We start from the raw sequence: 13997 nt of genomic DNA on the forward strand, positions 1-13997 counted from the left end.
CGCTACGGCGCTATTTGGGAGCGCGCGTCCGGGCGGCTTTGCTCCACCGAGCTACACCACCTCCGGGGACACGACCTTCTCATCACGTGGTCTGGACCGGCCAACCGCCGCCTGATCCAGTCATCCAGCTTGCGCAAGCTGCCGGGCCGTCATCAGATCCTCCGTTGCTGTGCAGCCGCCATCGTTGGCACAGGTAGGCGAATCTATTGCGAATCCACAATTGGGAACTTGTGACTCCAGACAATCACAAAATCCAAAAAAAACGAAATTGATATGTTTTCCGTGCGGGGACTGGACAGGCCAAATCAGTTTGAAGCGACAGCGGAAGCCGATCTTCCGGCGCGTGTCGTTGCTGCGGCGGTCTGATCGCTTGCGGCGTCGGTCCGGTCTGACGAGAGCCGCAGACGCGCGGTTAGGCGCCAATTTCACACAGCTCGGCCATCGAGCTCAAGGCGTGGCAGACGGCGCAGTGAAGTACGAGATTGATTCGGTCAATACGTGCACGCGCGAGGATATCATCGCAGCCCTCTGTACTCAGCGTTGAATGTCGTTGTCGTCGAACGCGGTCGTTGGTGCGACATGCGAACAATTTCTGCTCGTGATTGTTGAACAGCATCAGAAGCCCGAGATGCAGAGTTGTATTTTTAGATCATCGTCTCCTGCGTGCTGTGAATAGATTGCAGTGCTTGTTGATCGTCAGATAGGAATGACGTCTGTTGTGCTTCGAATTGTACAGATGCTGCGGGGGCAGGGATGTTCGGTCAATCGACGCGGGGCGGTCGAGCTAATCGCGATTGGGTAAAGCGCGGCGCTGCGAGCATCGGCCTCGGCGCAATTTTTTCGTTCTCAGTTGCAACCTTAGGTTGGTCTGGCGGCATGTCGCTGCCCGGAAGCTTCTCGGTCGGGCAGACTGGCGGGGCGACATACTCGATTCCCATTGCCGTGCCGCCGGCGACGGGGGGTATGGCGCCGTCGCTGTCGCTGGACTACTTGAGCAGCCAGGGAACGAACGGATTGCTTGGGATCGGCTGGTCGTTAGGCGGGTTGCCTTCCATTGGACGCTGCCCGCGAACGCCCGCGCAAGATGGCGTTCTCGGTGCCGTCAGCTACGACGCCAATGACCGCTTTTGCATGGACGGGGAAAGGCTCGTCGCAATCAGCGGGGCTTATGGCGCTGATGGGACGGAGTACCGGACCGAGATCGATGGCTACAACAAGATCATTTCGCACGGCACGGCTGGCGCAGGTCCGGCGTGGTTCGAGGTCCACTCGAAGTCCGGCCAAGTGATGGAGTTTGGCCGCACGACTGACGCGCTCGTTCTCGCGCAAGGCAAGACGACGGCGAGAACATGGGCCGTCAACAAGATCAGCGACAGCAAATCGAACTATTTCACGGTCACCTACACGAACGATACCGCAACCGGGCAGGCCTATCCGAGCCGGATCGACTACACCGGAAATGCAGCGGCAAACGTCGCTCCATACAATTCCGTGCAGTTCGTATACGCCAGCCGTCCCGACGTGATCGTGGCCTATCAGGGCGGATCGGTCATGAAGACCCTGGTCCGGCTCACCAATGTGAAGACGTTCGCGGGCACATCTCTGGTTGCGGATTATAGAGTATTGTACCAGCAAAGCGACTCGACCCAACGTAGCGAGGTCGCGTCGGTCGCCGTTTGTGCGGCAGATGGAGCCTGTCTTCCTTCAACCAGCTTCGTTTGGCAGTCGGGCGCTGGAAGCGGCACATTTACGGGCCAGACTCAGACGTTGCCGAATGGTTGGAAGTTCAACGCCAATGGCAAGTACATTCCCGTCACGGGCGACTTCAATGGCGACGGGCGCACGGATTATCTGCTGATAGACAGCAATGGATATCCGTACCAGTATGTCTTTCTGAACAATGGTGACGGTACCTTCACGGGGCAGACCCAGACGCTGCCGAACGGCTGGAATTTCCAGATCAACAGCAATACGCCCAACGTGAACACGCCGATCGTCGGCGACTTTAATGGAGACGGCAAGACCGACTATCTGCTTATCGATGCCAACGGCTATCCCTATCAATACGTCTTCATGAGCAACGGCGACGGCACGTTCACGGGGCAGATACAGACGCTGCCGAACGGCTGGAAGTTTGCTGCGAACTATAGATTCACGCCCATCGTCGGCGATTTCGATGGCGACGGGCGGACCGATTATCTGATGATCGACGGCAACGGCTATCCGTACCAGTATGTGTTCATGAACAATGGCGACGGCACGTTCCGCGGCATCACCGAGACGCTACCGAACGGCTGGAGTTTTCCGAACAACAGCAATACGCCGAACATGAACGCGCCGATCACGGGAGACTTCAACGGCGATGGCAAGATCGATTATCTGCTGATCGACAGCAATGGCTATCCCTATCAATACGTCTTTATCGGCAACGGCGATGGGACGTTCACCGGGCAGTTGCAAACCCTGCCAAACGGCTGGAAGTTCACGATCAACAAGAATACGCCGAACGCCAACATGCCGATCGTCGGTGACTTCAATGGCGATGGCAGGCTCGACTATCTTCTGATCGATGCCAATGGCTATCCCTACCAGTACGTCTTCTTCAACAATGGCGACGGCACCTTCACCGGTCAGACGCAGGCACTGCCGAGCGGTTGGAGTTTCAAGGCGAACCAGCCCTATCTGCCGATTTTTGGCGATTTCAACGGTGACGGCAGGACCGACTATGTCGTGATCGACTGCGGCGGCTACCCTTATCAGTACCTGTTCATGAACAATGGTGACGGGACGTTCTCGGGACAGGTTCAGACCCTGCCCAACGGCTGGAAATTCCCGATCAATAGCGCTACGCCGAATGTCAACTTTCCGATCGCCGGGGACTTCAACGGCGACGGCAAGGTCGATTATCTGCTGGTCGACGCAAATGGTTATCCGTACCAGTATGTGTTCATTGGGAATGGCTTGATCGGTGACATGGTGCTGACGGTCCGGACGGGCCTCGGGACGACGACGTCGATTTCGTATTTGCCGCTGACCAACGCCAACGTCTATACGCGCGACAATACGGCGTCGTATCCCGTGCAGGATCTCCAGATGCCGCTGTACGTGGTCGCTCGTGTCGACGCATCCAATGGCATTGGTGGGACCTACAGTTCTGCCTATTCCTATGCTGGTGCCAAATTGGATATGACGGGCCGTGGGATGCTGGGCTTCCGTCAGATGACAGTGAAGGACCTGCAGACCGGGATCGCGGACACGACGACGTTCCGGCAGGACTTCCCCTATATCGGCATGGTGGCATCGACGACGCGGAATTTGGGCACGCAGACGCTCGGACAGTCGACCAATACGTTCCAGTTCAGCAATGCGGCTGGGACGACGACGATCAGCCCGTCGGGCGCACCGTATCGCGTATCGCTGGCACAGAACGTGTCGAGCGGCTCTGATCTCGACGGCTCGGTGCTGCCGACGGTGACCACCGCGAACCAGTATGACGCCTATGGCAATGCGACGCGCGTGACCGTGTCGACACCGGATGGCTACAGCAAGACGACGGTCAACACCTACACCAACGATCCGTCGCTCTGGTATCTCGGCCGTCTCACGAGAGCTTCCGTCACCAGCGTCGCGCCCTAGCGGCACGGCATCAAAACGTTTGTGGCGTGGGTTGGCCCACGCCACCGGGGAACTGTGTCCTGCGTTGCGCCGGTCAGGGGCTGACGGGCGAATTTCAGCGGCTTTATTCGGCGACTTGGGGGCTTGGCGCCATGACGATCTCGATCAGAAAACTGTTGCCGCAGGTGGCGGCTGTGATGTCCCTGGTGCTGGCGGGGCCGGCCTGGGCAGCCAGCAGCATCACGCGGACGTCGTCGTTTGCGTATGACGCAGCGTCGGGCCTGCTGACCCAGGAGGTGGTCGAGCCGGATACGTCGGCGCTGCGGCTGCAGACCGATTACGTCTATGACGCGTTCGGCCACAAGCGCGCGGTGACGGTCAGCGGGGCGGACATCGCCAGCCGCTCGAGCTCCAGCGCGTATGATGCGCGGGGACAGTTCGCCACCTCCAACAGCAATGCGCTGGGGCAGAGCGAGAGCTTTCAATACGATCCGCGGTTTGGGCAGGCGATCAGCCACACCGGGCCGAACGGTCTGACGACGACTTGGAGCTACGATTCGTTCGGGCGCAAGGTGCAGGAGACCAGGCCGGACGGAACGATCACCCGCTGGAGCTATCAGTTCTGCAACGGCGTCAATGGCGGCACGGCGACTTGTCTCTCCGGGGCGAGCTATCTGACCCAGGAGACCTCCTACGCCGCTGACGGCACGACGGTGCTGGTGCCGACGGCGACCGTCTATTTCGATGCGCTGGAGCGCGAGATCGGGCGGCAGACGCAGGGCTTCGACGGCAGCGTCGTTCAGGCGACCAAGAGCTACGATGCGATGGGCCGGGTCACCCAGACCAGCCGGCCGTATTTCGCGACCGGCGGGACGCCGCGCTATACGACGTTCAGCTACGACACACTCGGCCGGGTGGTCTCGACGACGCAGCCGGACGGCAGCGTGTCGCAGATGGCCTATCACGGCCTGACCACGGTCGAGACCAATCCGCTGGGCCAGACGCGGACGACCGTCAAGAACAGCCAGAGCCAGGTCGTGTCGGTCACCGACGCGATGGGCAAGACGCTGACGGCGGCCTATGACACCGTCGGCAACATGGTGCAGACCACCGATCCGGTCGGCAACGTCGTCACTGCGACTTACGACCTGCGGGGGCGCAAGATCGCGAGCAACGATCCGGATCTCGGCGTCTGGACCTACACCTATAACGCGCTGGGGCAGCTGGTCACGCAGACCGATGCCAAGGGGCAGGTCGTCAGCCTGACCTATGACATTCTCGGCCGCATGGTGCAGCGGGTCGAGCCGGACATGACCTCGGTGTGGACCTATGACACCGCAGCCAACGGCATCGGCAAGCTGGCCGCAACCGGCATCACCTCTGGTTCCGGCAACGGATTTGCCCGCAGCGTCAGCTATGACAGCCTCGGCCGTCCGCTGCAGGTCGCGACCACCATTGACGGCGCGACCTATACGATGGGGGCGACCTACGACGCCAACAGCCGGCTGACCAAGGTCAGCTATCCCTCCGGCTTCACCGCGCGCTTCGGCTACAACAGCCTCGGCTTCGCCAATCAGCTGCAGGACGACGCCACCAACCAGTCGTTCTGGACCGCCTATGCGATGGATGCGGAGGGGCATCTCACCCAGCAGACCGCAGGCAACGGCCTCAGCACCACCAGGGGCTTTGACCCGCTGACGGGCCGGCTGACCAGCATCGCGACCGGCACCAGCGGCGCCGTGCAGAACCAGAGCTTTGGCTATGACCGGCTCGGCAACCTGACCTCGCGCAGCGACGTCAACACCAATGTCAGCGAGAGCTTCGTCTATGACGCGCTGAACCGGCTGACGACGTCGACCACGAACGTCGCAACGGCGCCGCTGGTCAAGACGTTCGCCTACAGCCCGATCGGCAACATCCTGAGCAAGTCGGATGTCGGTACCTACAGCTATCCGGCGGCAGGGCGACCGCGGCCGCATGCGGTGAGCGGCGTCTCCGGCACGATCAGCGCCAGCTTCAGCTACGACGCCAACGGCAACCAGACCGCCGGTCTCGGCCGCAGCATCGTCTACACCTCCTACAACAAGCCGGCGAGCATCACGCAAGGGACGCGGACGATCTCCTTCGTCGACGACACCGACCACCAGCGCATCAAGCAGGTGACGCCGGAGGGCACCACGCTCTACATCGCCGCCTTCGGCGTGGCGGCCGAGGTGCAGAACCCCGGAACGGTCACCCAGAAATGGACCGACTATCTCCTAGTCGGCAATGCCCGCGTCGGCATGCGGGTGGCGCAGACGTCGGGCGGCAGCACGACGGTCACGACGCGCTACTTCCACACCGACCATCTCGGCTCGATCTCGGCGATCTCGGACCAGAATGGCCTGCTGGTCGAGCGCCTCAGCTACGACGCCTGGGGCAAGCGGCGGAATGTCGACGGCACCGACGACACCACCGGCAGCATCACCAGCCAGACGACGCGGGGCTTCACCGATCATGAGGAACTGTCGGTCGCGGGCCTCGTCCACATGAACGGCCGTATCTACGATCCGCTGCTGGCGCGCTTCACCAGCGCCGATCCGATGGTCACGGAGCCGATGAATGCGCAAGGGTGGAACCGTTACTCCTATGTCGGCAACGGCCCGCTGACCTTCACAGATCCGAACGGCTTCAATTGGTTCTCCAACGCATTTGGAGCGATCTTCAATTGGGCGGCGAAGCCGATTCAGAAGCTGTTTCAACGTGTTCCAATTCTGGCAAGCATCGTTCAGATAGCAATGACCGTTACGCTGACGGCGATGACGGGTAGTCCGGCTGCTGCGGCCGCCATATCGGCAATATTCATCACCGGGGTGCAAGGTGGCAGTCTCAGCCAGGCTCTAAGAGCCGGAGCAATCGCAGCGGCAACCACATTCGCCTTCGCCTCGCTCGGCCCATCACCAACATTTGCCTCAATCGCCGCGAATCCCGGTCAATTTGCGGGCTACGTGGCTGGAAATGCTGCTGTCGGTTGCGTCTCTTCTGTAGCATCCGGCGGCTCGTGCGGTGCTGGGGCTGCGTCCGCCGCGGTCAGCGCCGCACTGTCGCCGATCACAAACAGCGTGTTCACCGATGCTAGGACCAACATCGGTGACCGCATCGGCGGGACCATTGTGCAGGCCACCGTCGGCGGGCTCGCGTCAGTCGCCGGCGGCGGAAAGTTCGCCAACGGAGCCCTTACGGCGGCGCTTCAATATAACATCTCGCTGGGTCCGATTGAATCCAATCCGAACATGGATGCAAATGCAGCGTGGGTGTGTTCGGGCAAATATTTCGATCCCATTTGCGCGGGTGAAGGGGTAGAGGGGAGATTTTCGAAAGGAGGAGGGCCCCGTGGAATTCGCCCTGGGGTAAATGCAGATGAGCTGCCAGAAATCACAATTTCTCGAAAATTGTATCCAGAGACAGCAGGGCATATCGAACGGGCGATCGAATCGGGGCAGCCTGAGATCCTTACGATAGACAGAGCGGGTGCAGCAGCCAATCGCAGGGAATCCCTTCGCGGCATGCCGACCAAGCCAGGGTATGATAGAGATGAATACCCGCCCGCAATGTTCAGAGAGGGGGGGGCAAATGCATCGAGAGACTATGTACGTAGTCCGGATAATCGCGGGAGCGGAGCTTGCATGGGGGCACAGTGCCGAGGATATTCCGACGGTACGCAAATGCGAATGCGGATCACTGAGTGACGAGGAAAGAAAAGATGAATTCGATAAAAAAGCTATTGAGCCTTGGTGGATCTTCGTTGAATGTTGGAGATCCAAAGATAGGGGATCTTTCCGACATATATGGAGAAGAGGCGAAGGTTTTGGAGAGCTTGTTACAAATCAAGAATGGATTCTATGCGTTCGAATCTGCGCTACACTTGCTATCGTCGAGGGCGTGCGAGGCCGATATTGGTTTAGATATTTGGAATTCAGCAGGTTTGTGGAAGGGCGAATATCAAGGTTTGGCAGACGGGTTTCTCTTCTTTGCAGAGGACATCTTCGGTCTGCAGTTTGGAATTTCTAAAGACGGAATTTCCCAGTTTGATCCCGAAACAGGGGCTGCAACCGTGATTGCAGGAGACTTGGACGGGTGGGCGTGCGCGCTGCTTCGTGATTATGATTTTCTGACAGGATATTCAATCGCGCACAGCTGGCAGATGGCAAACGGACCACTCGCGCCAGGCCTGCGTCTTGTTCCCAAGGTTCCTTTTGTCGCAGGGGGCAAGTATGAGCTCGATAATTTGTATTCCCTTGAAGCCGTGAAGTCGATGAAACTGCGGGCCGATCTGGCTGTAAGAATCCGGGATTTGCCTGATGGAGCTACGATCCGGTACAAGCCTGGAGACTAACGTTCCAGCGTTTCTTCTTTGATGCTTAGAACGGTAAAACGCCCGGATTGTCGGACTAACTAATATTTTGCTTGATTAGTTTTTTGAACTACGCTGACCGCGTTTTCCCAAAATATTCTCAAGTACGACGGTGGCGTCGTCGACCACGAAGCTAGTCTCGATCGTGAGTGAGATTACGGTGACAGTGCACTTAATTAGTTGATAGGTCTGTGCTGCTGGGGCGTTCTTGGTCATCGACGGGCAGGTCAAGGCAGGGCGAAATCTCTTTTGAGATGCGCAACTTATGATTGCATGTTGCGCCATTCGACGCAAATTCGTGCATCAAAGCATGTGTATGACTCACTTGCGTGTCCTGCTAGCAATATCTCTGGCTCCCGAAATCCTCTAGTCTCCGCCTGTTAGTTGTTGAGCAGCCTTGCTGCTTTGGGTTGGAGTGAACGGCAGTGAGTGGCGGGGCTTGCAGGCGTGGATGGATGGCGCTTCCGATGGCGCTGTCGGCGTGTCAGACCATGGAGGAGGGCACGTCGTCGTTCGCCTGGAGCACGAGTGTTGCAGAGGCGGGATCGGCGGCACAGGCGCAGGCGGCGATGCGGTCACCGGCGGGGAATGCGCGCGCTGGCAGGATCTCTGGCTCTCCGCTGCTCGACGACAACAAAGGCGGGCCGACGACGATGGTCGAGGGCACCGGCCGCTTCGTAGGGGAGCCGCCGACCGGGGCCGTGCCACGTGGCGCGGAGGATGTCGCTGACGGCGTCACCATCAATCTCGCCGGGGTGCCGAGACTTACGAGACTTACGGTGACAGTGCACTTAATTAGTTGATAGGTAAGTGCTGGTGATCGGACGAAATTTCGTTTTGAGGTGATGCGACTTTTGATTGTGTGTTGCGACGTTCAACTGTAAATTCGTGTATCAAAGCATGTGTATGACTCCCTTGCGTGTCCTGCTAGCAATATCTCTCGCGTCCAAAACCCTCTAGACTCTGCCTGTTAGTTGTTGAGCAGCCATGCTGCTTCGGGGTGGGGTGAACGGCAGTGCGGGGCGAGGCTTGCAGGCGCGGGTGGATGGCGCTTCCGATGGTGCTGGCGTTGTCGGCGTGTCAGACCGTGGAGGAGGGCACGTCTTCGTTCGCCTGGAGCACGAGTGCTGCAGAGGCGGGAGCGGCGGCGCAGGCGCAGGCGGCGATGCGGTCGCCCGCCGGGAATGCCCGGGCCGGCAGGATCTCGGGTTCGCCGCTGCTCGATGACAATAAAGGCGGTCCTGCCACCGTGATGGAAGGCACCGGCCGCTTCGTCGGAGAGCCGCCGACCGGGGCCGTGCCGCGTGCATCCGAGGATGTCGCCGACGGCGTCACCATTAATCTCGTCGGTGTGCCGGTGCCGCAGGCGGCGAAGACGGTGCTCGGGGATCTTCTCGGGGTCAAATACACGGTCGATCCGGGGATCGAGGGGCGGATCACGATCCAGACCCCGAAGCCGGTGGCGCGGGCGGCGGTCATCGATCTGTTCCAGGCGGCGCTGCGGGCCAACAATGCGGCCGTGGTCAACAATCGCGGCATCTATCGCATCGTGGCGGTGGACCAGACGGCAGTCTCGGGCGCGTATCGCACGGATGACGTGGCTGACGGCGGCGAGATGGTCGGCAACGGGCTGCAGGTGGTGCAGCTGAAATATGTCTCGGCCTCCGAGATCCGGCGCGTGGTCGAGCCGATCGCGCCGCGCGGCGGGGTGGTGCGGGTTGACGATGCGCGCAACCTGATCACGCTGTCCGGCAATCGCCAGGAGATCGCGGCGATGATGGATGCGATCGCGCTGTTCGACGTCGACACCATGAAGGGCATGTCGTTTGCGCTGATCCCGGTCAAGACCTCGGCGCCCGATGCGATCGCCACCGAACTGAAGAGCGTGTTCGCCTCCGACCGCGACGGGCCAATGGCCGGCATGGTGCAGTTCGTTCCCAACAAGCGGCTGCGCTCGATCCTGGTGATCTCGCCGCAGGTCGCTTATCTGCGCCGCGCCGAGACCTGGATCCGCAAGCTCGACGCGCAGGCGCAAGGCAGCGAGAAGCAGCTCTTCACCTACGCCGTGCAGAACCGACGCGCGCAGGAGCTGGTCGACGTGCTGCAGTCGATGTTCCCGACGGACACCCAGACCGCGACGGCCGGGCGGCGCACGGTCGCGCCGAACTATCAGGAGGCGAGCGTGCAGTCGCAGCCGTCTTCCTCCGGCGGCGGTATGTCCGGATCGTCGTCGCCGTCCTTCACCGGCGGGCTCGGCGCGACCAGTGGCGGCTTCGGCGGCATGCGTAATGCCGCGCCCGCGGCTGCTGCGCCGAGCGTCATGCCGGCGGCGGCTCCGGCTGCGCCCACCGGCCGCGACAGCGATGCCGACGGGCCGCGGCTGCGCATCGTCGCCGACGAGGCCAAGAACGCGATCCTGATCGAGGCGGCGAATGCCGACTACAAGCGCGTACTGCAGGTGATCGAGCGGCTTGACCAGATGCCGAACCAGGTGCTGATTGAGGCGACCATCGCCGAGGTCACCCTGAACGACGATCTGCGCTTCGGCGTGCAATGGTACATGCGCAAGAACAGCTCGAAATTCACCCTGACGGAGGCGGCCTCCGGCGCCGTCAACTCGGTGTTTCCCGGCTTCTCCTACGCGCTGACCGCGGCGAACATCGCTGCGACCATCGACACGCTGAACCAGATCACCAACGTCAACATCGTCTCCTCGCCGTCGCTGACCGTAATGGACAACAAGCCGGCGGTGCTGCAGATCGGCGACCAGGTGCCGATCACGACGCAGTCGGCGACCTCCACGCTGACGACCGGCGCGCCGATCGTCAATTCGGTGAGCTACAAGGATACGGGCGTGATCCTGTCGATCATCCCGCGCATCAACGAGAGCGGGCGTGTGCTGCTGGACATCGAGCAGGAGGTGTCCAGCGTGGCGCCGACCACGTCCTCGAACATCGATTCGCCAACCATCCGGCAGCGCAAGATCAAGACGTCGGTGGTCGTCAACGACAGCGACGCGCTGGTGCTGGGCGGGCTGATCCAGGAGGGCCGCACCACCGGCCGCAGCCAACTCCCGATCATCGGCGACATTCCGTTCGTCGGCAATTTCGCCGGCAGCCGCGACAACGTCATCGGCAAGACCGAGCTGATCATCCTGATCCGGCCGCATGTGATGCGCAGCCTCGACGAGGCGCGCACCGTCACCGACGAATATCGCCGCTTCATGGCGATCGAGGGCCCGCATCGCCGTCCTCCGGCGCGGCGGCGCGCCGAGGACACCGGCCGCAGGATCCTCGACTGATGCCGCGCTTCCGCTACCGCGCCTATGGCACCGACGGCTCCTTCGCGGAGGGGACGATCGAGGCTGCCTCGGCCGCGGCCGCGGATGCCGCGCTCTGGGCGCAGGGATTGTCACCGTTCCAGATGAACGCTGCTGACAGCGCCGGCAGGGCATGGTGGAATCGCGAGATCACGCTTGGTGGCGGCTCCGAGCGCGGCGATCTCCTGGCCTTCACCCGCGAATTCGCCACGCTCTGCGCCGCCGACATCCCGATGGACGATGCCTTGCGCATCGTGCAGACGCAGGCCTCGGCCGTGCGGTTGCGCAGCCTGGTCGAGGCGCTGCTTGCCGAAATCCTCAATGGCCGGCCGCTGTCGGAGGCGATGCAGGCGCAGCCGCGCGTGTTTCCCGCCGACTATGTGGCGGTCATCAGAGCCGGCGAGACCGGCGGCCGGCTGGCGCAGGTGCTGACCGAGCTCGCCGAGCTGCTGGAGCGGCGGGCGGAGATCCGCGCCCGCGTCCAGTCGGCGCTGATCTATCCGTCGATGCTGATCGTGCTGAGCCTCGTCACGCTCGGCATCATCGTCGGCGGCGTGATCCCGTCGATGGCGCCGATCTTCACCCAAAGCGGCAAGCCGATCCCGCTCACCATTCGGCTGATGCTGGCGCTGAAGGAGCATTGGCTCGAGATCGTGATCGCTGGCCTTGCCGCCGTCGCGCTCCTCGGCGCCGTCGTTGCATTCACCATGGCCGATACCGGCCGCCGCCGGCGCCTCGACCGGCTCGCGCTGCGGCTGCCGCTGCTTGGCGGCTTCCTGCTGCAGCAGGACACCGCGCGCTTCGCTCGCACGCTCGGCACCATGCTGATGGCCGGTGTGCCGCTGATCGCAGCGACGAAATCGGCGAGCGACGTCGTCGGCAACCGTCATCTCCGCGCCGGCATGGAGCAGGCGATCGAGAAGGTCCAGCAGGGCACGGCGCTGCACCGCGCGCTGCGCACCGAGGTCGCGCTGCCGGCCGTCGCGCTGCAGATGATCGCGGTCGGCGAGGAGGCGGGCAAGCTCGACCGCATGCTGCTGCGGGTGGCGCAGATTCTGGAGAAGCAGCTGCAGACCAGCGTCGATCGCTTCATGGCGGCGCTGACGCCGGCGATGACGGTCGGCATCGCTGTCATCATCGGCGCGCTGATCATGCCGGTGATGAATGCCGTGCTCAGCATCAACGATCTGGCCGGACGATGAGCGCGGGAGCTAACGAGCGGCAGGACGAGGTGAGCGCGGGCTTCACGCTGGTCGAGATGCTGGCGGTGCTGGTGATCCTCGCGCTGACGGCAGCCGCCGCGATGCCGCTGCTGTCGCGCGGCGCCGGCCAAGTCGGCCTCGATGCCGCGACGTCGGAGCTTGCCTCTGCGCTGCGCGCGACGCGCTCTGCGGCGATCGCGCAGAACCGGGTGATGACGCTCAGCGTGGATGTCGACCGCCGCACGTTCGGCTCTGAGGCGGTTCGCCCGCGCGCCTTCGCGCCGCAGATCCAGGCGAAGCTGACCTATGCGCAGGCGACTCAGTCGGGGCCGGCCGTGGGCGGCTTCCGCTTCTTTCCGGATGGCTCGTCGACCGGCGGCGATCTCAGCCTGGGGCTTGGCGGGCGCGAAATGCGGCTCTGCATCGAATGGCTGACGGGAACGGTGCGCACGGCTGCAGCATGTTGATGGGGAGACGATGATGCTGAGTTGGATGGGGATCGGTGACGTGATGAAGCAGCGAACGGCCGCGTGGCGCAGGATGCGCCTGCGCAAAGGCCGCGACGGCGAGGCGGGATTCACCCTGGTCGAGATGCTGGTCGTCATCACGATCATCGGGCTGATCATGGGCCTCGTCGGTCCGCGCGTGCTCAGCTATCTCTCCGACTCCAAGCTCAAGACGGCGCGGATCCAGATCCGCAGCCTGTCCTCGGCGCTCGATCTCTATCATCTCGACAATGGCCGCTATCCGACCGCAGCCGAAGGGCTCGGCGCGCTGGTGCAGAAGCCGGCCTCTGCGGCCACCTGGAACGGGCCCTATCTCAGCGGCACCCTGGTGCCGAACGATCCCTGGGGACGGCCCTATGTCTACAAATTCCCCGGGCAGCACGGCACCTACGACATCGTCTCGCTCGGACCCGACGGCCGCGAGGACGACACCTCCGCCAATGCCAATGTGACGAGCTGGCAGCCATGACGCCTGTCGCGACAGCGATGACCTCGGCGGCTGACGACGAGGCCGGCTTCACTTTGGTCGAGGTCATCGTTGCGCTGGCCATGCTGTCGCTGGGCCTGACCCTGGTGATGGGCCTGTTCTCGACCGGGCTGTCGCGAACGGGCATGGCCGAACGCGTGGCTGGTGCCGTTGCGCTGGCGCAGTCGCTCATGGCCCAGGTCGGCAATTCGATTCCGCTGCGCACCGAGACGCGCGATGGCGCCGCGGCGAACGGCTATCGGTGGCGTCTTGCGATGCAGCCCTATCGGCCGGTGCAAGGCGGCGATGCACGCCCGGTCGAGCTGTATCAGGTCTCGGTCGAGATCGGCTGGCAGGAAGGGCAGGACCCGCGCTCCTATGCGCTATCGACGCTCCGCCTCGGGCCCAGAGCCTCCAGATCGCAGTGAGCCAGGCCGATGACGTCGCCGAAAGCAAGCGGGATGGATGATCGCGACGCCGGCTTCACCCTGGTCGA

At 62.3% G+C, this 13997-nt stretch carries 9 protein-coding genes; all 9 read left to right on the top strand.

The features are described from left to right. The first annotated feature begins 753 nt into the window (after positions 1–753). The 9 genes from QW863_RS35745 to QW863_RS35785 all read left to right on the top strand — a co-directional run bounded on the left by QW863_RS35745 (position 754) and on the right by QW863_RS35785 (position 13929). Positions 754–3636 carry an FG-GAP-like repeat-containing protein gene (locus tag QW863_RS35745; RefSeq protein WP_315770062.1) on the top strand — a complete coding sequence of 961 codons (2883 nt, stop codon included), beginning with the start codon at positions 754–756 and terminating at the stop codon, positions 3634–3636. 131 nt (positions 3637–3767) lie between these two features. Beyond that, complete coding sequence (locus QW863_RS35750) at positions 3768–7343, top strand: RHS repeat-associated core domain-containing protein (protein WP_315770063.1); 3576 nt, start codon at positions 3768–3770, stop codon at positions 7341–7343. A 14-nt stretch (positions 7344–7357) separates the two neighbouring features. After that, positions 7358–7990 carry a hypothetical protein gene (locus QW863_RS35755; protein WP_315770064.1) on the top strand — a complete coding sequence of 211 codons (633 nt, stop codon included), beginning with the start codon at positions 7358–7360 and terminating at the stop codon, positions 7988–7990. Positions 7991–8463: 473 nt separating this feature from the next. Then, a complete protein-coding gene (locus QW863_RS35760; RefSeq protein ID WP_315770066.1) occupies positions 8464–8811 on the top strand; it encodes a hypothetical protein in 348 nt (115 codons plus the stop codon). Positions 8812–9053: 242 nt separating this feature from the next. Further along, positions 9054–11309 (top strand): type II secretion system secretin GspD, encoded by a 2256-nt coding sequence (gene gspD / locus QW863_RS35765; RefSeq protein WP_315770068.1) that lies wholly within the window; start codon positions 9054–9056, stop codon positions 11307–11309. Beyond that, entirely contained in the window at positions 11309–12529 is a 1221-nt protein-coding gene (locus QW863_RS35770; RefSeq protein ID WP_315770069.1) for a type II secretion system F family protein, read from the top strand. Before gspD ends, QW863_RS35770 begins: the two co-directional genes overlap by 1 nt. Further along, positions 12526–12996, top strand: a complete 471-nt coding sequence (locus tag QW863_RS35775; protein ID WP_315770071.1) for a GspH/FimT family pseudopilin — start codon at positions 12526–12528, stop codon at positions 12994–12996. Before QW863_RS35770 ends, QW863_RS35775 begins: the two co-directional genes overlap by 4 nt. Before the next feature lie 13 nt (positions 12997–13009). After that, positions 13010–13504: a type II secretion system major pseudopilin GspG gene (gene gspG, locus QW863_RS35780; protein WP_315770073.1), complete on the top strand. Its 495-nt coding sequence runs from the start codon at positions 13010–13012 to the stop codon at positions 13502–13504. Further along, positions 13501–13929 carry a type II secretion system protein gene (locus QW863_RS35785; protein ID WP_315770074.1) on the top strand — a complete coding sequence of 143 codons (429 nt, stop codon included), beginning with the start codon at positions 13501–13503 and terminating at the stop codon, positions 13927–13929. Before gspG ends, QW863_RS35785 begins: the two co-directional genes overlap by 4 nt. Positions 13930–13997 lie beyond the last annotated feature (68 nt).

Origin of the sequence: Bradyrhizobium sp. SZCCHNR1017 (assembly GCF_032381375.1) — a bacterium.
Lineage (GTDB): Bacteria > Pseudomonadota > Alphaproteobacteria > Rhizobiales > Xanthobacteraceae > Bradyrhizobium.